Origin of the sequence: Thermus sediminis (assembly GCF_003426945.1) — a bacterium.
GTDB lineage: Bacteria > Deinococcota > Deinococci > Deinococcales > Thermaceae > Thermus > Thermus sediminis.
In genome coordinates, this window is the sequence record NZ_QURO01000004.1 from 1,779,341 (window position 1) to 1,803,257 (window position 23,917).

Genomic DNA, 23,917 nt, shown 5'->3' on the forward strand with positions numbered 1-23,917 from the left:
GGCATGTTGGGAGTCTGCTATTATCCGGAGCACTGGCCCAAGGTGCACTGGAAGGAAGACGCTAGACGGATGCGGGAACTCGGGCTAAGCTACGTGCGCCTTGGGGAGTTCGCCTGGGCCCTCCTCGAGCCTGAACCTGGGCATCTGGACTGGTCCTGGCTGGACGAGGCCCTGGCCACCCTGGCGGGAGAGGAGCTAAAGTTGGTGCTAGGTACCCCTACGGCCACGCCCCCCAAGTGGCTGGTGGACCGGTACCCAGAGATTCTCCCCGTGGACCGGGAGGGGAGGAGGCGGAGCTTCGGAGGCAGACGGCACTACTGCTTTTCTAGCCCCGCATACCGGGAGGAGGCCCAGCGGATCGTGACCCTCCTGGCGCAACGTTACGGGAGCCATCCGGCCGTGGTCGGCTTCCAGACGGACAATGAGTACGGCTGCCACGGCACCGTGCGTTGCTACTGCCCGCGCTGCCGTGCGGCTTTCCAAAGGTGGCTGGCGGACCGATACGGGGAGGTAGAGGCCCTGAACCGGGCTTGGGGGACAGCCTTTTGGAGCCAGCGCTACCGGGGCTTCACCGAGGTGGAACTTCCCCACCTCACCGTGGCGGAGGCCAACCCCAGCCACCTCCTGGACTACTACCGCTTTGCCTCGGACCAGGTGAGGTCCTTCAATCGCCTGCAGGTGGAGATCTTGCGGGCCCACGCCCCGGGGAGGTTTGTCACCCACAACTTCATGGGCTTCTTCACCGACCTGGACCCCTTCGCCCTGGCCCAGGACCTGGACTTCGCCAGCTGGGACAGCTACCCCCTCGGTTTCACCGACCTGATGCCCCTGCCCCCAGAGGAGAAGCTCCGCTACGCCCGCACTGGCCACCCTGATGTGGCCGCCTTCCATCATGACCTCTATCGGGGGGTGGGGCGGGGACGGTTCTGGGTGATGGAGCAGCAGCCAGGTCCCGTGAACTGGGCTCCACACAACCCGAGCCCTGCCCCTGGCATGGTGCGGCTTTGGACCTGGGAGGCCCTGGCCCATGGAGCAGAGGTGGTCGCCTACTTCCGCTGGCGGCAGGTGCCCTTTGCCCAAGAGCAGATGCACGCGGGGCTTAACCGTCCCGATTACGCCCCCGATCTGGCCTTTTTTGAGGCTAAGAAGGTAGCGGAGGAGCTAGAGGGCCTAGACCTCCCTTCCCTCAGGCAGTCCCCGGTGGCCTTGGTCTATGACCCGGAGGCGGCGTGGGTCTATGAGATCCAGCCCCAAGGGGCGGAGTGGAGTTATCTGGGCTTGGTCTACCTCTTCTACGGTGCCCTTAGGCGCTTGGGCTTGGACGTGGATTTTCTCCCCCCGGGGGCCTCGCTACAGGGCTACCCCCTGGTGGTGGTGCCCAGCCTACCCCTTGTGGGTGGCGAGGCTCTTAAGGCCTTCAAGGGAGCGGATGGCCTGGTCCTCTTTGGTCCCAGGAGCGGGAGCAAGACCAAGACTTTTCAGATTCCCCCTGAGCTTCCCCCGGGATCGCTTCAAGAGTTCCTTCCCCTCAAGGTGGTGCGGGTGGAAAGCCTGCCCCTAGACCTCAGGGAGAGGGTGGAGGGATCCTTGGGGGTCTACGCCCTGGGGCTTTGGCGCGAGTGGGTGGAAAGCCCCTTGGAGCCCCTCCTACGGTTTTCGGATGGCTGGGGGGCCCTGTTCCGCTCAGGGCGCTACCTTTACCTGGCAGCCTGGCCCTCAGCGGAGCTTCTGGGGGCGCTCCTTGCCCTTTTGGCGGGGGAGGTGGGGCTTCCCGTGAGGCTTTTGCCGGAAGGGCTTCGGCTGAGGCGACGGGGACCTTGGGTCTTCGCCTTCAACTACGGCCCCCAGGCGGTGGAGGCGCCTGCTCCTAGAGAGGCGCGGTTCCTCCTTGGGGAAAGGTGGATTCCGCCCTACGACCTTGCGGTATGGGAGGAGGGATGAGGGTAAGCCTGGGCAAGATGGAGGTGGCCCTCGAGGCGGACTCCCTAGAACCCGGGGAAGGGGGTTTCCGCCTCTGGGGGAAGGAGGTGCGGATCTTCCCCCCCTTCCAGGCCCAGGCCTTCTTCCGCCACGGCTGGCAGAGCTGGAGCCTAGCGGCCTGGGTGGCCCTGGGGAAGGCCCCAAGGCCCCTCCTCCCGGAGGCGCGGCGGCCCCAGGCGGACGATCCCTTCCTCCTGGAGTCCGGGGCCTGGTGGGGAAGCGGGGTGGGGGCCCTGAAAGGGCCAGAGGGCGGGGTCCTCCTCCTCGGCGCCCTGGACCTCGGAGCCCGGGTTCGGGGGGAGGAGGGCCTGCTTCTCGGGCGGTACGCCGAGGGCTCCGGTGCCTGGTTCTTGGCCTACGGAGAGGAGGAGGCCGTCTTCGCCGCCTACGCCAGGCACCTCCCCAGGCAGCTATCCGGGAAGCCACCAAGGGTCTGGTGCTCCTGGTATAGCCTCTACACGGGCATCAGCGAATCCCTTCTCCTGACCATCCTAGACGAGATCCGAGAGTATCCCTTTGAAGTTTTCCAAGTGGACGACGGCTGGCAGCGGGCTCTCGGGGACTGGGAGCCCAACGAGCGGTTCCCCCGGGGCATGGCCTTCTTGGCGGAGGCCATCCGGGAGAGGGGCCTGAGGCCTGGCCTCTGGCTCGCCCCCTTCCTGGTGACGGCGGATAGCCCCCTCTACCGGGAGCGGCCCGACTGGGTCCTCAGGGACGGGGAAGGCAGGCCCATCCCTGCGGGCTTCAACTGGGGGAAGCCCCTTTTTGCTCTAGATTCCGGTAAGGAAGAGGTGGTGGACTTCGCCGTGGGCCTGGTGCGGAAGGCCCTCGCCTGGGGGTACGGCTACCTCAAGCTGGACTTCCTCTACGCCGCTGCCCTCCCCGGGGCCGGGGGGGAGGGTCGGTACCGGGAGGCCATGGGGCGGATCCGCCAGGCGGCGGGGGAGGCCTACCTCCTCCTCTGCGGGGCCCCTGTCCTCGCCTCCCTGGGCCTTGCCGATGGGCTCCGGGTGGGGCCGGACGTGGCCCCCTACTGGGACAACGAGGACCGCTCCCTCTGGCTTTCCGACCCCACGGGGCCCGGGCTCAGGAACGCCCTGCGCACCAGCCTCCACCGGCTTTGGCTTTTGGATAACGTCCACGTGGACCCGGACGTGGCCTACTTCCGCACCCGCTTCAACCTTTTGCGCCCGGAGGAGATGCGCCTGCAGGAGGGCCTGGCCCACCTCACGGCCTTTAAGGCCACCTCGGACCCGCCCTCCTGGCTCCTACCCGAGGAGAGGGCGCGCCTTCGGGCCTTTCTCTCCCAGGATCCTCCCGTGCGCCGCCTGGGCCCCTACCGCTTCCAGGTGGGGGAGGAGGTGTTGGACTATGCCCGCGTTCTATAAACGCCACCACCGCAAGGCCGACGGGCGGGAGCTCATCCTCTACGGCCTCGCCCCCCTCGAGGACTCCCCCCTCCCCGAGCCCGCCGAGCCCTTCCGCGCGGCTCCCCACCTGCGTTACCACCCCTTAAGGCAGGAGTGGGTGGTCTACGCCGCCCACCGCCAGGAGCGCACCTTCCTTCCCCCAAAGGAGCACTGCCCCCTCTGCCCAGGCCGGGAAGGTGGCTTCCCCACGGAGATCCCCTTCCCCAGCTTCCAGGTGGCCGTCTTTGAGAACCGCTTCCCCTCCCTAGTGCCAGACCCTCCCGCCCCGCCCGAGGGGCCTCCCGTGGCCGTGGGGGAGGCCTCTGGCCGGTGCGAGGTGGTGGTCTACACGGAGGCCCACGCTGGAAGCCTGGCCTCCCTCTCCGAGGAGGAGAGGCTCCTCCTCGCCTGGGTCTGGCGGGAGCGGTACCAGGCCCTCTACGCCCTAGAGGGGGTGCGCTTCGTCATGCCCTTTGAGAACCGGGGGGAGGCGGTGGGGGTCACCCTCCACCATCCCCACGGGCAGATCTACGCCTACCCCTTCGTGCCCCCAGTCCTGGAGCGGGAGGGCCAGGCCTTCCGGGAGCGGGGGGTCCTCCTGGAGCTTTTCCCCCACCTCGGGCCCTATGCGGTGGACGAGGAGGAGGGCTTTCTCGCCTTTGTTCCCCCCTTTGCCCGCTACCCCTTTGAGGTCTGGGTGGCTCCCAGGGAGCGCCACCCCGGCCCCTGGACCTTTAGCGAGGGGGAGATGGCTGCCTTCGCCCGCCTCCTGGGCCGGGTGGTGGCCCGGTACGATGCCCTCCATGGGGAACCCTTCCCTTACGTCATGGTCTTCCACGCTGCCCCCCTCGGGGAGGAGCGCACCTTCCACTTCCACGTGGAGTTCTACCCACCAAGGCGCAATCGCGACAAGCTCAAGTTCCTGGCGGGCACGGAGCTGGGGGCGGGGACCTTTGTGGTAGACGCCTTGCCGGAGGAGACGGCGGGGCTTTTACGGGAGGCGTTATGAGGTATCTTTTGGCCCTGGACCAGGGGACCACCTCCAGCCGGGCCCTTCTTTTCACCCTGGCGGGGGAGGTGGTGGGGATGGCCCGGCGGGAGTTTGGGCAGCACTACCCGGCCCCGGGCCTGGTGGAGCACGACCCCGAGGAGATCTGGGAGACCCAGGCATGGGCGGCCCGGGAGGTTTTGCGCCAGGCGGGGGTGGACCCCGGGGCGGTGGTGGCCCTGGGGATCACCAACCAGCGGGAGACCACCCTGGTGTGGGACCGGGCCACGGGGAGGCCCTTCCACCGGGCCATCGTCTGGCAGGACCGGCGCACGGCCCCCTTGTGCGAGGCCCTGAGGGGGAGGGGCTTGGAGCCCCTTTTCCGGGAGCGCACGGGCCTCCTCCTGGACCCCTACTTCTCCGGCACCAAGCTCCTTTGGCTTCTGGAAAACGTCCCCGGGCTGCGGGCGAAGGGGGAGAGGGGGGAGGCCCTCTTCGGCACCGTGGACACCTGGCTCCTCTGGCGGCTCACCGGGGGCAGGGTGCACGCCACCGACCCCACGAACGCCAGCCGCACCCTGCTTTTCAACCTGCACACCCTCTCTTGGGACGGGGAGCTTCTGGACCTCCTGGGGATTCCCCGGGCCATGCTTCCCGAGGTGCGCCCTTCGGACGGGGAGTTTGGGGAAGCCCTTGGGGAGCTCTTTGGGGCCCCCATTCCCATCCGCGGGGTTCTTGGGGACCAGCAGGCGGCCCTCTTTGGCCAGGCGGCCCTCTTGGCGGGGGAGGGGAAGTGCACCTACGGCACGGGGGCCTTTCTCCTCCTGAACACGGGGGAAAAGCCCGTCCCTTCCCAGAGGGGCCTCCTCACCACCGTGGCCTGGCAGCTAGGGGGAAGGGCCACCTACGCCCTGGAGGGGAGCATCTTCGTGGCGGGGGCGGCTGTCCAGTGGCTGAAGGAGGTGGGCCTCCTGGGGGAGGAGGGGGAGGTGGAGGCCCTGGCGGGGGGTGTGGCGGACACGGGCGGCGTCTACCTGGTCCCCGCCTTCACCGGCCTGGGGGCCCCCTACTGGGACCCCTACGCCCGGGGGGCCATCCTGGGCCTGACCCGGGGGACCACCAAGGCCCACCTGGCCCGGGCGGCCCTGGAGGGGGTGGCCTTCCTGGTGGCCGAGGTGGCGGAGGCCATGGCGGGGGAGGCGGGTCTCCCCCTCCGGGAGCTCCGGGTGGACGGGGGCATGGCGGGGAACGACCTCTTCCTCCAGATCCAGGCCGACCTCCTGGGGAGGGGGGTGGCCCGGCCCCGGGTGACGGAGACCACGGCCCTGGGGGCGGCCCTCATGGCGGGGGTAGGGGCTGGGGTGCTGGACCTGGAGGGGGTGCGGGGGGCCTGGGGCCTGGGGGCCCGCTTCCTCCCCCGGATGCCCGAGGAGCGCCGCCAGGCCCTCTGGCGGGGGTGGCGGCGGGCGGTGGAGCGGGCCCTGGGCTTCGCCAGGGAGGGAGCGTGACGGACCGGGAAGCCCTCTTTGAAAGGCTAAGGGAACCCTGGGACCTCCTCGTCCTGGGGGGCGGGGCCACGGGGGCGGGGGTGTTGTGGGAGGCTACCCTGAGGGGCCTGAAGGCCGCCTTGGTGGAGGCGAAGGACTTCGCCTCGGGGACGAGCTCCCGCTCCACCAAGCTCCTCCACGGGGGGGTGCGGTACCTGGAGCTCGCGGTGCGGCGCCTGGACCCTCGCCAGCTCCGGTTGGTGCGGGAGGCCCTGGGGGAGAGGCGGGTGGTCCTGGGGCTCGCCCCCCACCTGGCCCGGCCCCTCACCCTGGTCACCCCCCTCTTCCGGCCCCTGGAGATCCCCTACTACTGGGCGGGCCTCAAGCTCTACGACCTCCTTTCGGGGAGGAGGTGGCTGGCCCCAAGCCGCTACCTCCCCCCGGGGGCGGTGCGGGCCCTCTTCCCCGACCTCCCGCCCACCCTGGGGGGCGTGGCCTACGCGGATGGGCAGTTTGAGGACTTCCGCCTGAACCTGGCCCTTATCCTCTCCGCCCTGGAGCGGGGGGGCGTGGCCCTGAACCACGCCCAGGCCAAGGCCCTCCTCCTGGAGGGGGGGAGGGTGCGGGGGGCGGTGGTGGAGGACCGCCTCACGGGGAGGGAGGTGGAGGTCTGGGCCAAGGCGGTGGTGAACGCCACCGGCCCTTTGGCGGACGGGGTGCGCCGCCTCCTGGACCCCGACCTCCCTCCCCTCCTCACCCCCTCTAGCGGGGCCCACCTGGTCCTGGACTACCCCTTGGAGGCGGGCCTCCTCCTCCCCCGGACCCGAGACGGCCGGGTCCTCTTCCTCTTGCCCTACCGGGGGAGGGCCCTCCTGGGGACCACGGACCTCCCCGCCGGGCCCACCCCCTGCCCCCTCCCCCGGGAGGAGGAGGTGGCCTACCTCCTGGAGGAGGTCCGCCCCTACCTGGGGGACCTCTCGGGCCGGGTGCGGGCGGCCTGGTCGGGCCTGAGGCCCCTGGTGGGGAGGGGGGAGACCCGGTTCCTCGTGCGGGACCACCACATAGAGGCCCGGGGGGGCCTCTACACCCTGGTGGGGGGGAAGTGGACCACCTTCCGCCTCATGGCCCGGGACCTGGTGGAGCGGGTGGCCGGGGACCTGGGCCTCACCCTCCCCCCCTCCTCCTCCCACGCCACCCCCCTCCTGGGGGCGGGCCCCAGGCCTCCTTTGGACCTTCCGGAAGGGGTGGCGGAGCACCTCTACGCCACCTACGGCGTCCTGGCCCCTAAGGTGGCGGCCCTTGGGGATAGGCCCCTCCTTCCCGGGCTGCCCTACCTGGAGGGGGAGGTGGTGTGGGCCGTGGGGCGGGAGCTTGCCAGGAAGCCCCTGGACGTCCTGGCCCGGAGGATGGGCCTGGCCCTCCTGGACCGGGAGCAGGCCCTCCTGGCCTTGCCCCGGGTGGTGGAGCGCATGGCCCCCCTCCTGGGCTGGGACGAGGGGCGGAGGCGGGCGGAGCAGGAGGAGGCCAGGGAAGCCCTGCCGGGGCTCTGCTAGCCACCCCACCGCGGCCTTCTCCGCGATGGGGGCCCCTATCGGCTAGACGGCGCGGGGGGAAACCAAGGTGCGGACGCTCAACCCTCCTGGCTCCTCTGCACCGGGGCGGTTTCCTTCAGGATGGCCCGGACCCTTTCCCCGGGGATGGTCTCCTCCCTCAGGAGCTCCTCGGCGATCCGGTGCATGGCCTCGGTGTGCTCCAAGAGAACCTGGCGGGCCTTGGCGTAGGCCTCGTCCAGGATGGCCCGGATGTCCTGGTCAATGAGGCGGGCGGTCTCCTCGGAGTGGTCCTTCTTCTTGGCGATCTCCTCCCCCAGGAAGACGGGCCCCGAGTCCGAGCCCCAGGCGATGTTCTTGAAGTGCTCCCCCATGCCCCAGTCCAGGACCATGCGCTTGGCGAGCTGCGTGGCCCGCTTGAAGTCGTCCTGCGCCCCGGTGGTCACGGTGCCGGTGAAGAGCTCCTCCGCCACTCGGCCGGCCATGAGGACGGCGAGTTCGTCCATGAGGTGGTCCTTGGAGACCAAAACCCGTTCTTCGGGCTTGCTCCAACGGGCCCCCAGGGCCATCCCCCGGGGAACGATGGAGACCTTTTCCGTTTTGTTCGCATGGGGAAGGACCTCCCCCACCACCGCGTGCCCCGCCTCGTGGTAGGCCACGGCCCGCCTCTCCTCCTCGGAGAGCTTCAGGGCGGGGCGCTCGAGGCCCAGGATGATCTTGTCCAGGGCCTTCAGGAAGTGGTCCTTGCCGATCTCCTTTTTCCCTTCCCGGGCGGCGAGGAGGGCGGCCTCGTTCACCAGGTTCTTGAGGTCGGCTCCGGAGAAGCCAGGGGTAAGGTGGGCGAGCTCCAAGGCATCCATCCCCTCGGCGATGGGCTTGCCCCGCAGGTGCACCAGGAGGATCTCCTTGCGCTCCTCCAGGGAGGGGAGGCCCACCACCACCTGGCGATCAAAGCGGCCGGGGCGGAGAAGGGCGGGGTCCAGGATGTCGGGGCGGTTGGTGGCGGCCAGGACGATGACCGAGGTGTCCTTCTCAAAGCCATCCATCTCCGAGAGGATCTGGTTTAGGGTCTGCTCCCGTTCGTCGTGGCCTCCCCCTATTCCTGCCCCCCGCTTCCTGCCAATGGAGTCCAGCTCGTCGATGAAGATGATGCTGGGGGCGTTCCTGCGGGCGTCCTCAAAGAGGCTCCGCACCCGGCTGGCTCCCACCCCCACGAACATCTCCATGAACTCGCTGGCGGAGACGGAGAAGAAGGGAACCCCGGCCTCCCCGGCCACCGCCCGGGCCAAGAGGGTCTTCCCTGTGCCTGGGGGGCCCACCAGGAGAACCCCCTTGGGGATCTCTGCCCCCAGCTCCAGGTACTTCCTGGGGTTCTTTAGGAAGTCCACCACCTCCATCAGTTCCCGCTTGGCTTCCTGGTGGCCCGCCACGTCCTTAAACGTGGTGGTGACGTTCTTCTCCTTGCCGTAGAGGCGGGCGCGGCTTTGGCCAAACTGCATGACCTGGCCGGCCCCCCCTTGGGCCCGCATGAAGAAGAACCAGAAGAAGGCGATGAGGAGCAGGGCCGGACCCAGGTAAAGGAGAACCTGGGGCCAGAGGGAAGGAGGCTTGGTGACGATCTTGACCCCCCTTTCCTCCAGGAAGGGCAGGAGCTCAGGGTCCTGGACCTGGGCCGGAGGCAGGGGAACCTGGAAGCGCCGGGCCACCCGCTCCCCCTGAGGGGTGGGGAGGCGCTCGGGCTCCTTGAGAAGCCCGGTGATCCGGGTCTCCTCCAGGGTCACCTCCGCCACCTTGTCCTGGCGCACCAGCTCCCGAAACTCCGTGTAGGCCAGGGTGGGGTCGGGGGGACCGGTGAAGGCGGTGTAGACCAGGTAACCCAAGAGGAGCAGAAAGACCAGGGTGAAGGGGTTGATCCGTTGCGCCAACATCTACCTCCTAAGATTCTATGGTAGCGCCTTCCCGGTGAGAGGACTGAGGGCTGTGGTATCCTCTAGCGGCGATGAGGGGGGTCCTCGAGGCCCTGCACCAGGGGGACTACGACACCGCCATAGAGCGCCTCACCCGCAAGGCCCTTTTCGGCCGGAAGGAGGAGGCCCGGGAGGCCCTGCTCCTCCTGGCGGAGGTCTATAGCCTCTACGGGGAGGAGGGGCTAGAGAAGGCCCACCGGGCGCTGGAGGAGGCCTACGACCTGGGGGAGCTGGAGTACAACCCGGTTTACCGCGCCCTCCTGGGGGAGCTCCTGGCCCTCGAGGGGCGGCCGGAGCGGGAGGTCCTCCCCCTCTTCCTGCCCACGGAAGAGCCCAGGGCTCGCTACCACCAGGCCCAGGCCCTCTTCTACCTGGGGAGGTTTGAGGAGGTCCTTGGGACCCTGAAGCCCGGCCTCCCCGCCTTTCTGGCCTGGCGGGCCGAGGGGCTGAAGGGGCGGGCCTTGGAGCGCCTGGGGCGGCACCAGGAGGCGGCCTTGGCCTATGAGAAGGGGGCGGAGCTGGCCCTGGGCCTTGAGCGCTACTGGCTCCTCCTGGATGCCGCCGCCATGTGGCTGGAGGCGGGGGAGGGGGAGAGGGCCCTTTCGGCCCTCGAGGAGGCCGAGGCCCAGGTGGAGGAGGAGGCGGAGGATGTCGCCACGCGCCACTACCTCCTGGCCCGGGCCCACCTCCTCCTGGGGAACCCCAACCGGGCCCTGGAGGAGGCCCACAAGGCCCTAAAGAGGGAGGAGGAGAGCGGCCAAAAGGGCTACGGCACCCCCATGGTGGCCGGCCAGGCCCTCCTCCAGCTGGGGCGCTACCAAGAGGCCATGGAGGCCTACAGGGAGGCCCTGGCCCGGGCCGATGCCCAGGAGCAGCCCTACGTTCTCCACGAGATGGGGGTGGCGGCCCTGGACCAGGGGGCCTATGTGGAGGCGGAGGGCTACCTGCGCGAGCTTCTGCGGGACGAGGCCTACCCCTACCGCGCCCAGGCCCTGGCCGACCTGGCTGAGGCCCTCTACCGCCAGGGGCGCTACGGGGAGGCGGAGGAGGCGGCCAAGGAGGCCATGGCCCAGGGGGCCGAGGCCTCGGGGGAGCTGATCCTGGGCCACATCGCCTACGACCTCATGCACCTGGAGGAGGCCCTTCTCCACTACCGCCGGGCGGCGGAGCGGGCCGAGGAGGGGAGCCGGGAGTGGGTGGGGGCCCAGGAGATGGTGGTGGATACCCTAGCCCAGCTGGGCTACCGCTCCCCCGAGGAGATCCTGGCCCGCACCGAGGCGGTCCTATCCCACGTGCCCCCATCGGACGAGTGGCACCAGGCCCTTTTGGCCTACAAAGAGCGGGCCGAGGCCCTCTTGCGTGAGGGAAGGCGGCCTAACTAGCCCTCTTGCGCAGGGGTTCCAGGGCCCTGAGCACCTCCTGGACCCGGAGGGGCTTGGGCAGGTGGAGGACTCGAAGGGGCCTAAAGAGGAGGCCCGGCGGGGTTTCGCTCACCAGGTAGACCGAGGCCAGCCTCCCCTCGGGCTGGGCCCGCACCTTCCGGGCGGCCTCCAAGGCCCTTTCCCCCTGGAGGACGATGCCCTTGGGCCGCTCCTTCAGGAGGCGCAGAAGCCCCTCCAGGTCCTTAGCCAGGAGGACCCGGAAGCGGTGGGCCTCGAGGAGGTAGAGGAGAAGCCGCCGCACCACCCCGCTTTCCGCCAGGATCAGGACCAAAGGATCCTCCGCTAGGAGGGTGGAGGGGCGCACCAGACCCCGGCCCTTGAGCTCGTGGAGCACGTGGTAGACCTCCTCCTCGGGGAGCCCGGAGAGGAGGGCCACGCCCTTGGCCCGCCTCACCCCGTCCAAGTGCTCCAAGACCGTCCAGGCCTCGGGGGAGAGGGGGTGGCGGGTGGGGTCCTCCACCAGGTGGAGGACCTCATCGGGGTCCACCTGGCCCCGCCGCCACTCGTCCAGGCGGCGGGCGGCCTCCATAAGGGCCCAGTCCGTGTCCAGGGTGTGGGGAAGGGGGATCTGGCTCCCCTCCACCAGAGGCTCGGCCAGGACCTCCCCCTCCTTCTCCCCCAGGAGGGTGGCCAAGGCCTCCAGCACTTGGGCCTTTAGGGCCTCCAGGAGCTCCTCCTCCCCGATGAGGCCAAGCTCCAGGGCCAAGGCCCCCAGGGGGGTGCCGGGGTTCTCCTGGCCTTGGCGCTCCACCAGGGTCTGGACCTCCTCGAGGCTCAGGTGCCCGAGGCGCACCAGGTACTCCCCCAGGTGGGGGCCGGGCTCGGTGCGGGCGTAGAGGATGCGGCCCGAGAGGAGGTGCACCCGGCCGTGGATCCGCCCCCTAAAGCTCACCACGGCGCTCTTCCGGCCCGCGCTCAGGGCCTTCAGGAGCTCGCCCAGGTCCAGCTCCGCCAGGGTGGCCCGGATCATAGGAGGGGTTCCACGGGGGGCGGGTAGCCCAGGTGGCGGTAGGCCCGCTCCGTGGCCACCCGTCCCCGGGGAGTGCGCTTGAGGAGGCCCTGCTGGATGAGGTAGGGTTCGTGGACCTCTTCCAGGGTGTCCGGGTCCTCGGAGAGGGCGGTGGCCAGGGTCCCCAGGCCCACGGGGCCCCCGCCGAAGCGGCGGATGAGGACCTCGAGGATCTCCCGGTCCCGCCCATCCAGGCCCAGCTCGTCCAGGCCCAGGGCGTTCAGGGCCTCCTTGGCCCTCTCCCCGGTGATCACCCCTTCCCCCGCCACCTGGGCGAAGTCCCGCACCCGGCGGAAGAGCCTCTTGGCGATGCGCATCGTCCCTCGGCTCCTCCTGGCGATCTCCCGGGCGGCCTCCTCCGTGATCCCCACCCCGAGGAGCCTGGCGTCCCGCTTCACCCCCTCCATGAGCTCCTCGAGGGTGTAGTACTCCAGGTGCTCCACGATGCCGAAGCGGCTGCGGAGGGGAGCGGTGATGAGGCCCGGGCGGGTGGTGGCCCCGATCAGGGTGAAGCGGGGAAGTTCTAGCCGCACGGTCCTGGCGGCGGGTCCTTGGCCGATGACGATGTCCATGGCGAAGTCCTCCATGGCGGGGTAAAGGTGCTCCTCCGCCTGGCGGCTTAGGCGGTGGATCTCGTCGATGAAGAGGATGTCCCCCTCCTCCAGGGAGTTGGCCAGGATGGCGGCCAGGTCCCCGGGCTTCTCAATGGCCGGGCCCGAGGTGGTGCGGAGGTTCACCCCCAGCTCGTGGGCGATCACGTGGGCCAGGGTGGTCTTGCCGAGGCCTGGGGGGCCAAAGAGGAGGAGGTGCTCCAGGGGTTCTCCCCGGGCCCTAGCAGCCTCCAGGTAAACCCCAAGCTTCCTCTTCAGGCGCTCCTGGCCGATGTACTCCTCCAGGGTCTTGGGCCTTAGGGTGAGGTCCTCGTACGCGGCCACGCCTTCTCATGATAGCCTCTTCCCATGCGCACGGTGAAGGACTTCCGCCAGGCCAAAGGAAAACGGCTCGTCTACCTCACCGCCTACGACTACCCCACCGCCCGCCTCGCGGAGGCCGCAGGGGTGGACGCCATCCTGGTGGGGGACTCCTTGGGCATGGTGGTCCTGGGCTACCCCTCCACCGTGCCCGTGACCCTGGAGGAGATCCTCCACCACACCAAGGCGGCCCGCCGGGGGGCCCCGGACACCCTCCTGGTGGCCGACCTCCCCTACCTCAGCTACGCCACCTTGGACCGGGCCCTCTTTGCGGCGGAAAGGCTCCTCAAGGAGGGCGGGGCGGATGCAGTGAAGCTGGAGGGCGGGGAGGAGGTGGCGGAGACCGTCCAGGGCCTCACCCGGGCGGGGGTCCCGGTCCTGGGGCACGTGGGCCTCACCCCGCAGACAGCGAGCCAGCTTGGGGGCTACCGGCTTCAGGGAAAGCGCCCAGAGGAGGCGGAGAGGATCCTTGGGGGGGCCTTGGCCCTCGAGGCCGCTGGGGCCTACGGGGTGGTCCTGGAGATGGTCCCTAGCGGCTTGGCCAAGGAGGTCACCGAGAGGCTTTCCGTTCACACCGTGGGCATCGGGGCCGGCCCCCACACCGACGCCCAGGTCCTGGTCTTCCACGACGTGGTGGGGCTTTACGGGGCCTTCAAGCCCCGCTTCGTCAAGCGCTACCTGGAGGCGGGAAGGCTCATCCAGGAGGCCCTTGCCCGCTACGCGGCCGAGGTGCGGGAGGGAGTGTTCCCGGACGAGGAGCACAGCTTCTAAAATGGGGCTTTGTGGTGCGCTTCCGCAGGGAGGGCCTGCGCCTGGACCAGGCGGTGGCCGAGGCCCTGGGGGTGAGCCGGGCCCGGGCCCAGGCCTGGATCCTGGAGGGCCGGGTCCGGGTGGGGGAGAAGGTGGTGCAGAGGCCCGCTTACCGCCTCAAGGGGGAGGAGGTGGTGGTGGAGCCCAAGGAGGAGCGCCCCCTGGTGGTGCCCGAGGACCTGCCCCTTCCCGTCCTTTACGAGGACGAGGACCTCCTGGTCCTGGACAAGCCCCCGGGCCTCCTCACCCACCCCGCCCCCGGGGTCTACACCGGCACCGTGGTCAACGCCCTCCTGGGTCGCTACTACGAGCCCGAGGCCGCGGAGCGCCCGGAGCTCGTCCGCCCCGGCATCGTCCACCGGTTGGACAAGGACACGAGCGGGGTCCTGGTGGTGGCCAAGCACGGGGGGGCCCTCGAGGCCCTGGCCCAGGCCTTCCGCGACCGCCTGGTGATGAAGCGCTACCTGGCCCTCACCGAGGGCCACCCCAGGGAGGGGGCCCTCGTCGCCCCCATCGGCCGCCACCCCGTGGAGCGCCACAGGATGCACGTGGGGGGGATCGCCCCCCGCTACGCCGAGACCCACTTCCAGGTCCTGGCCACCTCCGGCCCCCACGCCCTGGTGGAGGCCCGGCCCCACACCGGCCGCACCCACCAGATCCGCGTCCACCTCAAGCACCTTAGAGCCCCCATCCTGGGGGACGAGGTCTACGGCAAGAGGAGCCCCGTCATCCCCCGGCAGGCCCTCCACGCCTACGAGCTCCGCCTTCCCCACCCCCGCACGGGGAGAATCCTGGAGTTCCGGGCCCCCGTGCCCTTGGACATGGTCCAGGCCTGGGAGGCCCTGGGAGGGGTGTGGCCAGGGGGGATCGCCCTGGAAGGGGTATAATCCCCGGGATGGAAACCTCCCCGGCCCTCCTCGCACCCCCTAGGGCCCCTTCCTACCCCAAGGCCCGCCTCCACGTGGGGGACGCCCGGGAGGTGCTCCCCCGTCTCCCCGAGGCCTCGGTCCACCTGGTGGTCACCTCGCCCCCCTACTGGACCCTGAAGCGCTACGAGGACCACCCGGGGCAGCTCGGGCACATGGAGGACTACGAGGCCTTTTTGGACGAGCTGGACAAGGTCTGGCGGGAGGTCCATCGGCTCCTGGTGCCCGGGGGGCGGCTCGTGGTCGTGGTGGGGGACGTGGCCGTGGCCCGGAGGCGGTTTGGACGGCACGTGGTCTTTCCCCTTCACGCCGACATCCAGGTGCGGTGCCGGAAGCTGGGCTTTGACAACCTGAACCCCATCCTCTGGCACAAGCGGACCAACGCCAGCCTCGAGGCCGACCGCCCCGGCTTTTTCCTGGGCAAGCCCTACGAGCCCGGGGCCATCATCAAGACGGAGGTGGAGTACATCCTCATGCAAAGGAAGCCCGGGGGGTACCGCAAGCCCACCCCTGAGGGGCGGGAGAAAAGCCGCATTCCCAAGGAGCTTTTTGCCCGCTTCTTCCGGCAGATCTGGGACGACCTCCCCGGGGAGAGGAGGGGGCCCCACCCTGCCCCCTTTCCCCTGGAGCTGGCCGAGCGCCTGGTACGCATGTTTAGCTTCGTGGGGGACGTGGTCCTGGACCCCTTTGCCGGTACCGGCACCACCCTGATGGCCGCCCTCAAGTGGGGGAGGGGGGCCATAGGGGTGGAGCTGGTTCCCAAGTACGCCGAGCTAGCCCAAAGGCGCCTTAGGGAGCTTCCGGGGGCAGTGCTGGAGGTGGTGGGAGGCTAGCCGTGGACCCCCCGCCCTTGGCCCAAGAGCCGGAGGAGGCCCTGAGGGCGGTTCTCCTCGCCTACAAGCAGAGTAGCGGCCGCCAGAACCCCTTGGCGGACTACCTCTTGCGGCGTTTGCGCCCGCGCCTTCCCGTTCGCCTCCATCCCTACCTGAAGCGGGAGGTTCAGGTTCCAGGCCTGGCCCGGTCCAAATCCTGGGACCTGGGTTTGGTCTACCCTGAGGGCCCTACTAGGAAACCCCGGCTTCTCCTCTCCCTCAAGTCCATCCTGGCCAACCCCTCGGGGTCCAGGCCCAACCGGCTGGACGACCTGGTGGGCGAGGCCTCCTCCGCGCAGATGCTTTTTCCAGAGGTGGTGGTGGGTTACGTGGTGGTGCTGGACTACGGCGCCCCTGCCAAGCGGAAGGAGGGGTGCAAGCACCCCGTGGGGGACGAGCTCATGCCCCTCTATGCCCGCTTCCTCGAGGGCCTGGAAGCCCTCGCCAAAAGACAGCCTCCCCTCTGGGCCCAGGGCTTGGTGGAGGGGTACTGGGCGGTTGCCATGGACAGTCGTCAGGAGGCCCTTCTCCTGGAGCCCGAGGCCACCCTCAAGAGGGGCGAAGCCTTCTTGGACGCCTTGGTGGCTGCCTTGCGGGAGCGGGAGCCCTTGCTCTTTTAGCTTGCGGCCAGCTTGAGCAGGGGGAGCAGGGCTTCGTGGAGCTCTTCCGGCCTATCCCGCCTCAGGGTGATGTGCCCCACCTTCCGCCCAAGGCGCACCGCCTTGCCGTACCAGTGGAGGTGGGCCCCGGGCACCTTTAGGACCTCCCGGAAGTCGGGCCTGAGGCCGATGAGGTTCACCATGGCGCTATACCCCCTGGGGGCGGTGCTCCCCAGGGGGAGGCCCAGGAGGGCCCGCAGGTGGTTCTGGAACTGGCTCGTCTCCGCCCCCTCTATGGTCCAGTGGCCGGAGTTGTGCACCCGAGGGGCCATCTCGTTGAAGAGGAGCTCCTCGCCCACCTGGAAGAGTTCCAGAGCCAGGACCCCCACGTAGTCCAGGGCCTCGAGGGCCCTCCTCGCGTACCCCTCCGCCTTCTTCCATAGGGCCGCGGACGCCCCCGGGGCGGGGGCCAGGGAGAGGCGGAGGATACCCCCTTGGTGGCGGTTTTCCACCAGGGGGTAGAAGGCCACTTCCCCCGTGGTTCCCCGCACCGCCAGAAGGGAAAGTTCCCGGTCAAAGGGCACGAGGCCCTCGAGGATGAGCCCCTTCCCTCCCAGGGCACGAAAAGCGGCCTCCGCCTCCTCGGGGGCCCGCACCAGGGCCTGGCCCTTGCCGTCGTACCCGCCCCTCCGGGTCTTGAGGAGGGCGGGAAGCCCCACCCGCTTGAGGCCCTCCTCCAGGTCAGGGAGGCCCTCCACCGGGTGGAAGGGGGGCGTGGGCACCCCCAGGCCCCGGAAGAAGCGCTTCTCCAGGAGGCGGTCCTGGGCCACCTCCAGGGCCTTGGGCGGGGGGTAGAGGGGGAGGAGGCCTTCCAGGAAGCGGGCCGCCGCCACGGGCACGTTCTCAAACTCGTAGGTGATGAGGTCCAGCCCCTGGGCGAAGCGGGTCAAGGTGGCCTCGTCGTCAAAGCTCCCCGGAAAAAGCTCCCCCACCTCTCCGGCGCAGGCCTCGGGGGAGGGGTCCAGGAAGCGGAAGGAAAGCCCCAGGGGGTAGCCCGCCAGGGCCAGCATCCGCCCGAGCTGCCCCCCGCCCAGAATCCCAATCCTCACGCCTCCTCCCTGGGGTCGGGGTGGGCCAGGACGGCCTCGGTCTGGGCCTGGCGGTAGGCCTTGACCCTTCCCAGTACCTCGGGGTGCCTGAGGCCCACGATGCTGGCGGCCAGGAGGGCGGCGTTTACCGCCCCCGCCTTGCCGATGGCCAGGGTCCCCACCGGGACTCCGGCGGGCATCTGCACGATGGAGAGGAGGGCGTCCAAACCCTTTAGGGCCTGGCCCTCCACGGGCACCCCCAGGACGGGGAGGGGGGTGTGGGCCGCGGTCATCCCAGGGAGGTGGGCCGCCCCTCCCGCCCCGGCGATGATGACGAGAAGCCCCCGCTCCTCTGCGGTCTTGGCGTACTCGGCCATGAGGTCCGGGGTGCGGTGGGCGGAGACCACCCGGACCTCGTAGGGAACCCCCAGGGCCTCGAGGGTCTCCGCCGCGTAGCGCAGGGTGGCCCAGTCGGACCTGGAACCCATGATGACGCCTACCAAGGGGCGCATCGTACCGGATTGTACAAGGGAGGGCTCTCTGGTAGAAGGGGAAGGCTATGGACGCCCTGGAACTGTTTAGGCTCAACCTCCTTTCCCCCATGGTCCTGGCCTTCTTCCTAGGGGTGGCGTCGAGGCTCATAAGGAGCGACCTGGCCTTTCCCGAGGCCATGTATACGGCCCTTTCCCTCTACCTCCTCTTCGCCATCGGACTAAAGGGCGGGGTGGAGCTCTCCAAGACCCCCTTGGGCCTCCTCCTCCTCCCCCTATTGGCCACCCTCTTCCTGGGGCTCTTCCGGCCCCTTTCCGGTTACCTCTTGGCGCGGCGCCTCCTCCGGGTGGGCCGGGCGGACGCCGGGGCCCTGGCCGCCCACTACGGCTCGGTCTCCGCCGTCACCTTTCTGGCCGCCCTCACCTTCGTCCAGGCGGTGGGTGGGCGTCCGGAAGGGTTCCTGCCCACCCTGGTGGCCCTTTTGGAGGTGCCGGGGATCGTCCTGGCCCTCCTCGTGGCCAAGCGGGGGGGTGGGGATCTGAGGGAGGCCGTGCACGAGGTCCTCACCGGCAAGAGCGTGGTCCTCCTCCTGGGGGGGCTCCTCGTCGGGGCCCTTTCGGGAGAGGCGGGGATGGAGCGGGTGAAGCCCTTCTTCGTGGACCCCTTCTACGGGGTCCTCACCCTTTTCCTGCTGGACCTGGGGATGGTGGCGGCCTCGAGGCTTTCCACGCTAAAGGGGGTGGGCCCTCGCTTGGTCCTCTACGGGGCGGGCCTGGCCCTCTTCCACGGGGCCCTGGGGGTCTACCTGGGCCACCTGGCGGGGCTTTCCGTGGACGGGGCTACGGTCTTTGGGGCCATGGCCGCCAGCGCCAGCTACATCGCTGCCCCGGCGGCGGTGCGCCTCGCCCTTCCCGAGGCCAACCCCAGCCTGTACCTGGCAGCCAGCCTGGCGGTGACCTTTCCCTTTAACCTGATCCTGGGCATTCCCCTTTACCACGCCCTGGCCCAAGCCATCGGGGGGTGAGGCATGGACCTGGTGCCCTTGAAACTGGTGACCATCATGGCGGAAAGCCTTCTGGAGAAGAGGCTAGTGGAGGAGATCAAGCGCCTGGGGGCCAAGGGGTACACCATCACCCCGGCCCGGGGGGAGGGCTCCCGCGGTCTCCGGAGCGTGGACTGGGAAAGGCAGAACATTCGCCTAGAAACCATCGTCTCCGAGGGAGTGGCCATGGACATACTAAAGAAACTACAGGAAACTTACTTCCCTCACTACGCGGTTATCGCCTACGTGGAGAACGTGTGGGTGGTGCGGGGCGACAAGTACGTCTAAGTGCGCCGCGGTGGGACCTCCAGAGGAGGTCTGCCCGCGCGGCAGGGCCGGTCCCTCGTGCGGGAAGGTTTTCCCACGGGCACTCAGCCTTGGGGCTTTCGCCAGCGGGCCCATAGGGGGAGGAGGACCAGAAGGGCGAGCGCGGGCCAAAGGAGCCAGGGGGGTACCCTCTGCCCCAGGAGGTAGGCGAAGAGGACGAGCCCTTGGGTCCAAAGGAGGCTTCCTAGGGCCGAAAGCAGGAGGTAGGCGTGGAGGGGAAAACCTAGGGCCCCGAAGAGGAAGGGGACCAGGGTGCGCAACCCGGGCACGAAGGGAGCGACGAGGAGAGCCGAGGGGCCGAAGCGGGTCAAAAACCGCTCCCCCCTTTCCACCAGCTCTGGGGGAAACCGCTTTCGGATGGGCGGACCAAGCCTCCGTCCGATCCCGTAACCCACCCCGTGCCCCAGGAAGGCTCCCAGGAAGAGGAGGGGCAGGAGGGGGAAGAGGGCAAGCCTGCCCTCCCCGGCGAGGGCGCCTAGGGCCAGGAGGAGGGTGTCCCCGCCGGGCACCAGGAGGCCGAAGGGAAACCCCACTTCCAGGAAGAGCAGGAGGGCTGGGGTAAGGTAGGCCCACATGTCAAGAGGCCTGGGGAGCGGGCTTCCTCATGGCCCAGAGGCCTCCCAGGAAGAGAACCGCCACGATGAAGAGGCTGAAGGCCTCCTTGTCCAGTCCCACGACCATTTCAGGCCGCCCCAGGACCTCCTTGGCCAGCTTATCCCACCCTCCCAGGGCCAGCTTCACCGCGGCCAGGCCCACCACCAGATAGGCCAGGTGCTTGAACCGGGGGTAGCGGTCTAGGAGGCCCACCACCAGGCCGGCCAGCACCCTAAGGGCCAGGATGCCCAAGAGGACCCCGGTGTAGATGACCCAAAGCCTATCGGAAAGGGCCACGGCCACCAGGACCGAGTCTACCGCGAAGGCCAGGTCCATGAGCTCCACCTGGGCCACCACCTTCCAGAACTGGGCGGCAGTGGCCTCCAGGGGCGGAGGCGCGTGGGCCTCCTCGGGCTTCAGGAAGTGCTTGAGGGCAATGTAGAGGAGGTAGGCAGCCCCCAGGGCCTGGACCCACCAGAGCTTGATGACCAAGGTGGCGAAGAGGAGGGCGAGGCCCCTGAGGACATAGGCCCCCAGGATGCCGTAGAAGAGGGCCTTGCGCCTCAGGTGTAGGGGAAGCCTCTGCACCAGCACCCCTAGGATGAGGGCGTTGTCCGCGGAGAGGATCACCTCCAGGACGATCAGGATCAGGATCACCGAGATCACGCCAGCTTCCATGCCCACCTCCAAAACAAAAGGACCACCGCTTCTGCGGTGGTCTTGCCCGGGCTCTTCCGCCCCCGACCCCCCGAGGCCCGTGGCCTGTCCTGACGTGGGGCCGGCAAGGGGCTACTCCCCAACCAAAAGAGAGTATAGCAGCAAGCCGGGGCGGTGGGAGAGGGTATACTTCGGGCATGGACGATGCGCGCCAGCAGGCGAACCCCGGGGCGGGGGCTCTGCCCAGCAAGGAGCAGGTCCTCGAGGCCCTCAAGGTGGTCTACGACCCCGAGATCCCCGTGAACATCGTGGACCTGGGCCTGGTCTACGACGTGGAGGTCCACGAAAACGGCGTGGTGGACGTCACCATGACCCTCACCGCCATCGGGTGCCCGGCCCAGGATGTGGTGAAGGCGGACGCGGAGATGGCGGTCATGCGCCTACCTGGGGTGCAGGGGGTGAACGTGGAGTTCGTCTGGACCCCGCCCTGGACCCCCGCCCGGATGACCGAGGAGGGGAAGCGCATGATGCGGATGTTCGGTTTCAACGTGTAATCCGGCCCCATCCTGGCTTCGCCAGGATGGGGCGGTCTCTCGCCCCTTTGGGCTATGGCGCCAGGGGTGGGCCTAGAGGGCGAACCAAGACCAAAGGGGGGCGCACCCCGGGGGCTAGAGGACCGATGGACGTCCGCGCACCTACCGTAGAAGAAATCCCTGGCCTAGCGGGTCATCTGGGGCAAGTACAAATTCGTGTTGGCCGGTAATCCAGGCACGGCCGGAAACCTCGGGGATGATCGCTGGAAAGCCCGCAACGGCCGCTTCGCTCGCTATCGTGACGGTGAACGTGGTCCCCAGGATGCTCTCGGTGGTGAAGGCCTGGCCTGGCAGTAAGCGGCCACGGGCGTATTCCAGGGCTGCCCTCCCGCTCACGCCGGTCCCCGTGGGGGAACGGTCCACCTCACCATCCGCAAAGATGCAAACGTTGCGCGCCTGGTGCGCCGGATCCTGTGGCGGGCCGCTTATGATCGTCCCGTACAGGAAGCTGAGGTCTGGTTCGAGCGGGTGGTGGATGGGGTAGGCCGACATCACCGCGCGCTTGATGGCCATGCCGGCCTCGATCAGCTTGCGATAGTTGGCGGCCTCCAGCGTCAACCCCAGATCTCTGGCGTCAACATAGGCGTAGAACGCGCCGCCAAAGGCCAGGTCGTAGCGCACACGGCCCCAGCCGGGTACGTCCACAACCTGATCCAACGCATAGGCAAAAGAGGGCACGTTGCGGAAGGAGACGTGCATCACCCGGGAACGGTCCGGGCTCAAAGCCGCCTGGGCGACCACCTGGCCGGCTGGCGTGTCTATGCGCAGCCTTTCTTTGCCCGCCAGGCCCGAGCAGTCCAGGTCAGGGAAGGTGGAGGGTCGGGGCCGGGCCTCCAGCAGGCAGGTGACCAGAGCGATGATGCCGTGCCCACACATGGTGCTCCAGCCCTCGTTGTGCATGAAGAGGACGCCCAGGTCGCTTTCGGGGGAGGTGGGCTCGGTGATGAGGGCCCCGTACATGTCCGCGTGGCCGCGCGGCTCCAACATGAGGAGACGGCGCAACCCCTCCAGACGTTCCCGAGCGTAACGGCGCTTTTGAAGCATCGTTGCGCCGGGGAGGGGATCCAGGCCGGCCGTCAAAACCCTTAGCGGCTCCCCCTCGGCGTGCAGGTCTAGGGTGGTGAAACGCTGCCAGGTGGTGGCGGGCTGCCAGCTCATGATGGAGCCCACGGTCGGCGCGTCTCCCAGGCCGCCGCTGCCTTGGCTAGAACCAACAGATGTGTAACACCTACAATCTGTCCCACTTCATCGCAAGAGTACGGCCACGCCGGGGTCTTGTCAAGGGTTTTGTGGCTCTTCTGGCCCTTTCTCCCTACGAACCCAGGTCCTCACGCGAAGATCACAGAGGCCGCCAGGGCTCCCCTTTTCGCTAAAGTGGGGGCATGCCGGTCAGCCGCTACTACAATGTGAAGCGGGACGAGAAGGGGGAGAGGTACCTGGAGCCCTACGTGAGGGGCTTCCTCCTCCTGAGGCTCCCCCTCCTCAACAAGGGCACGGCCTTCACCGAGGAGGAGCGAAGGGCCTTGGGCCTCGAGGGTCTCCTTCCCCCTTACGTCAACACCCTCGGGGAGCAGAAGGAGCGGGTATACCGCCGCTACCGCCTCCAGACCTCCCCCCTGGAGAAGCACATCTACCTGCGCCACCTCCAAGACCGCAACGAGGTCCTCTTCTACGCCCTCTTGGTGGACCACCTCGAGGAGATGCTCCCCATCCTCTACACCCCCACGGTAGGGGAGGCGGTGCGGGAGTTCTCCCACATCTACCGCTACCCCCGGGGCTTCACCGCCAGCACCAGGAACATAGACCAGGTTGAGGAAGCCCTTCAGAACGTCCCCCTGGAGGAGGTGCGCCTCATCGTGGCCACGGACTCCTCGGCCATTTTGGGCATCGGGGACCAGGGCTACGGGGGCATGGCCATCAGCATCGGCAAGCTCACCCTCTACACCGCTGTGGGCGGGGTGGGCCCCGACAAGACCCTCCCCGTGGAGCTGGACGTGGGCACGGACCGGGAGGACCTCCTCAAGGACCCCCTCTACCTGGGGGTGCGCCACAAGCGTCTACGGGGCGAGGCCTACTACCGCTTCCTGGACCGCTTCGTGGAGGCGGTGAAAAGGCGCTACCCCAAGGCCCTCATCCAGTGGGAGGACTTCAGCAAGGAGGCGGCCTTCACCGTCTTGGAGCGCTACCGCAAGGTGGTGCCCTCCTTCAACGACGACATCCAGGGCACGGGGGCGGTGGCCCTAGCGGGGGTCCTCTCCGCCTGCCGCCTCAAGGGGGAGCGGCTTAGGGACCAGGTGGTGGTGGTCTACGGGGCCGGGGCCGGGGGGATCGGGGTGGCCTGGGCCCTCATAGAGGGGATGAAGAGGGAAGGCCTTTCCGAGGAGGAGGCCAGGGCCAGGGTCCTGGTCCTGGACTCCAGGGGCCTCCTCCTCGAGGGGCGGACCATGGAGGCCTACAAAAGGCCCTACGCCCAAAGGGCGGAGAGGGTTATGGGCTGGCGCTTCGCCGGGGACTCCCCCAATCTTTTGGAAACCATAGAAAATGCCCGGGCCACGGTCCTCCTGGGCCTTTCCGGCCAGGGGGGAAGCTTCACCGAGCCCGTGGTCCGGGCCATGCTGCAATATAGCGAGCGCCCCATTGTCTTCCCCCTCTCCAACCCCACCTCCGCCACGGAGGCCCTCCCCGACGACCTCATCTACTGGACCGAGGGGAGGGCCCTGGTGGCCGCGGGGAGCCCCTTCCCCCCCGTGGGCTTCAAGGGGCGGACCCTTCCCGTGGGCCAGGGGAACAACGCCTTCATCTTCCCCGGCCTGGGCCTGGGGGCCGTCCTCGCCCGGGCCCGGGAGGTGACGGACGGGATGGTCCTCGAGGCCGCCTACGCCCTCCACGACTTCACCCAGGCCCACTTCCCCGGCCTCCTCTACCCCCCGGTGGCGAGGCTTCGGGAGGTTTCCCCCTACGTGGCCGCCCGGGTCATGGCCAAGGCCCTGGAGGAGGGGGTGGCGGAGGAGGAGAGGATCCAGGGCCTCTCCTTCAAGGGCCTCATGGAGTTCGTGCGGGGCCGCTTCTGGGAGCCCCAGTACCTCCCCTACCGCCCGGCCCCGGTAATCTAGG

22 protein-coding genes are annotated in these 23,917 nt (G+C 69.0%); 14 read left to right on the forward strand and 8 right to left on the reverse strand.

What is annotated here, in order from left to right; genetic code table 11:
* Positions 1 to 3: 3 nt before the first annotated feature.
* Genes ATI37_RS10235 through ATI37_RS10255 form a run of 5 tightly spaced genes read left to right on the forward strand, consistent with a single transcriptional unit; the run spans position 4 to position 7,417 of the window.
* Positions 4 to 1,941, forward strand: a complete 1,938-nt coding sequence (locus ATI37_RS10235) for a beta-galactosidase (protein WP_117238256.1) — start codon at positions 4 to 6, stop codon at positions 1,939 to 1,941.
* Entirely contained in the window at positions 1,938 to 3,368 is a 1,431-nt protein-coding gene (locus ATI37_RS10240; protein WP_117238257.1) for a glycoside hydrolase family 36 protein, read from the forward strand. The genes ATI37_RS10235 and ATI37_RS10240 overlap by 4 nt, the downstream gene beginning before the upstream one ends.
* Positions 3,352 to 4,398 carry a galactose-1-phosphate uridylyltransferase gene (gene galT, locus ATI37_RS10245; RefSeq protein ID WP_117238258.1) on the forward strand — a complete coding sequence of 349 codons (1,047 nt, stop codon included), beginning with the start codon at positions 3,352 to 3,354 and terminating at the stop codon, positions 4,396 to 4,398. Before ATI37_RS10240 ends, galT begins: the two co-directional genes overlap by 17 nt.
* Positions 4,395 to 5,885 carry a glycerol kinase GlpK gene (gene glpK, locus ATI37_RS10250; protein WP_117238259.1) on the forward strand — a complete coding sequence of 497 codons (1,491 nt, stop codon included), beginning with the start codon at positions 4,395 to 4,397 and terminating at the stop codon, positions 5,883 to 5,885. The genes galT and glpK overlap by 4 nt, the downstream gene beginning before the upstream one ends.
* A complete protein-coding gene (locus ATI37_RS10255; RefSeq protein ID WP_117238260.1) occupies positions 5,882 to 7,417 on the forward strand; it encodes a glycerol-3-phosphate dehydrogenase/oxidase in 1,536 nt (511 codons plus the stop codon). Before glpK ends, ATI37_RS10255 begins: the two co-directional genes overlap by 4 nt.
* Positions 7,418 to 7,494: 77 nt before the next feature.
* Here ATI37_RS10255 and ftsH read toward each other — a convergent pair whose 3' ends face one another.
* Entirely contained in the window at positions 7,495 to 9,339 is a 1,845-nt protein-coding gene (gene ftsH / locus ATI37_RS10260; RefSeq protein ID WP_117238597.1) for an ATP-dependent zinc metalloprotease FtsH, read from the reverse strand.
* 74 nt (positions 9,340 to 9,413) lie between these two features.
* Here ftsH and ATI37_RS10265 point away from each other — a divergent pair, with 74 nt between their 5' ends.
* A complete protein-coding gene (locus ATI37_RS10265; protein ID WP_117238261.1) occupies positions 9,414 to 10,763 on the forward strand; it encodes a tetratricopeptide repeat protein in 1,350 nt (449 codons plus the stop codon).
* Here the strand turns inward: ATI37_RS10265 and ATI37_RS10270 are convergent.
* Together ATI37_RS10270 and ruvB are read right to left on the reverse strand one after the other, a co-directional pair.
* A complete protein-coding gene (locus ATI37_RS10270; RefSeq protein ID WP_117238262.1) occupies positions 10,756 to 11,793 on the reverse strand; it encodes a DUF4388 domain-containing protein in 1,038 nt (345 codons plus the stop codon). The genes ATI37_RS10265 and ATI37_RS10270 overlap by 8 nt on opposite strands.
* Entirely contained in the window at positions 11,790 to 12,767 is a 978-nt protein-coding gene (gene ruvB, locus ATI37_RS10275) for a Holliday junction branch migration DNA helicase RuvB (RefSeq protein WP_117238263.1), read from the reverse strand. The genes ATI37_RS10270 and ruvB overlap by 4 nt, the downstream gene beginning before the upstream one ends.
* 24 nt (positions 12,768 to 12,791) lie before the next feature.
* Between ruvB and panB the strand changes: the two genes are divergently transcribed.
* The 4 genes from panB to ATI37_RS10295 are packed head-to-tail and all read left to right on the forward strand — an operon-like array spanning position 12,792 to position 16,031.
* Positions 12,792 to 13,574 carry a 3-methyl-2-oxobutanoate hydroxymethyltransferase gene (gene panB, locus ATI37_RS10280; protein ID WP_117238264.1) on the forward strand — a complete coding sequence of 261 codons (783 nt, stop codon included), beginning with the start codon at positions 12,792 to 12,794 and terminating at the stop codon, positions 13,572 to 13,574.
* Between the two features lie 11 nt (positions 13,575 to 13,585).
* Positions 13,586 to 14,500 (forward strand): RluA family pseudouridine synthase, encoded by a 915-nt coding sequence (locus tag ATI37_RS10285; protein WP_117238265.1) that lies wholly within the window; start codon positions 13,586 to 13,588, stop codon positions 14,498 to 14,500.
* Between the two features lie 8 nt (positions 14,501 to 14,508).
* Entirely contained in the window at positions 14,509 to 15,372 is an 864-nt protein-coding gene (locus ATI37_RS10290; RefSeq protein WP_117238266.1) for a DNA-methyltransferase, read from the forward strand.
* A 2-nt stretch (positions 15,373 to 15,374) separates the two neighbouring features.
* Complete coding sequence (locus tag ATI37_RS10295) at positions 15,375 to 16,031, forward strand: hypothetical protein (RefSeq protein WP_232822497.1); 657 nt, start codon at positions 15,375 to 15,377, stop codon at positions 16,029 to 16,031.
* Here ATI37_RS10295 and ATI37_RS10300 read toward each other — a convergent pair.
* Both ATI37_RS10300 and purE read right to left on the reverse strand, forming a co-directional pair.
* On the reverse strand, positions 16,028 to 17,119 hold the full coding sequence (locus ATI37_RS10300; RefSeq protein WP_117238267.1) for a 5-(carboxyamino)imidazole ribonucleotide synthase: 1,092 nt from the start codon (positions 17,117 to 17,119) through the stop codon (positions 16,028 to 16,030). The two genes, ATI37_RS10295 and ATI37_RS10300, sit on opposite strands and share 4 nt — an antisense overlap.
* Positions 17,116 to 17,610 carry a 5-(carboxyamino)imidazole ribonucleotide mutase gene (gene purE, locus ATI37_RS10305; protein ID WP_117238268.1) on the reverse strand — a complete coding sequence of 165 codons (495 nt, stop codon included), beginning with the start codon at positions 17,608 to 17,610 and terminating at the stop codon, positions 17,116 to 17,118. Before purE ends, ATI37_RS10300 begins: the two co-directional genes overlap by 4 nt.
* 47 nt (positions 17,611 to 17,657) lie before the next feature.
* Here purE and ATI37_RS10310 point away from each other — a divergent pair, with 47 nt between their 5' ends.
* Entirely contained in the window at positions 17,658 to 18,614 is a 957-nt protein-coding gene (locus tag ATI37_RS10310; RefSeq protein WP_117238269.1) for a sodium-dependent bicarbonate transport family permease, read from the forward strand.
* Positions 18,615 to 18,617: 3 nt separating this feature from the next.
* Positions 18,618 to 18,920 (forward strand): P-II family nitrogen regulator, encoded by a 303-nt coding sequence (locus tag ATI37_RS10315; protein WP_117238270.1) that lies wholly within the window; start codon positions 18,618 to 18,620, stop codon positions 18,918 to 18,920.
* A gap of 83 nt (positions 18,921 to 19,003) precedes the next feature.
* Here the strand turns inward: ATI37_RS10315 and ATI37_RS10320 are convergent, their stop codons facing one another.
* The gene (locus ATI37_RS10320) at positions 19,004 to 19,534 is read right to left on the reverse strand and encodes a DedA family protein (RefSeq protein ID WP_117238271.1); all 531 of its coding nucleotides are present in this window, start codon (positions 19,532 to 19,534) and stop codon (positions 19,004 to 19,006) included.
* Position 19,535: 1 nt separating this feature from the next.
* Positions 19,536 to 20,231, reverse strand: coding sequence for a TerC family protein (locus ATI37_RS10325; RefSeq protein ID WP_117238272.1), 696 nt, complete (start codon positions 20,229 to 20,231; stop codon positions 19,536 to 19,538).
* Positions 20,232 to 20,407: 176 nt separating this feature from the next.
* Here ATI37_RS10325 and ATI37_RS10330 point away from each other — a divergent pair, with 176 nt between their 5' ends.
* Positions 20,408 to 20,764: a metal-sulfur cluster assembly factor gene (locus ATI37_RS10330; protein ID WP_117238273.1), complete on the forward strand. Its 357-nt coding sequence runs from the start codon at positions 20,408 to 20,410 to the stop codon at positions 20,762 to 20,764.
* 141 nt (positions 20,765 to 20,905) lie between these two features.
* Here the strand turns inward: ATI37_RS10330 and ATI37_RS10335 are convergent, their stop codons facing one another.
* Positions 20,906 to 21,961: a proline racemase family protein gene (locus tag ATI37_RS10335; protein ID WP_117238599.1), complete on the reverse strand. Its 1,056-nt coding sequence runs from the start codon at positions 21,959 to 21,961 to the stop codon at positions 20,906 to 20,908.
* Between the two features lie 224 nt (positions 21,962 to 22,185).
* On the opposite strand from ATI37_RS10335, the gene ATI37_RS10340 reads away from it, so the two are divergent.
* Positions 22,186 to 23,916 (forward strand): NAD-dependent malic enzyme, encoded by a 1,731-nt coding sequence (locus tag ATI37_RS10340; protein WP_117238274.1) that lies wholly within the window; start codon positions 22,186 to 22,188, stop codon positions 23,914 to 23,916.
* Position 23,917: the final 1 nt, after the last annotated feature.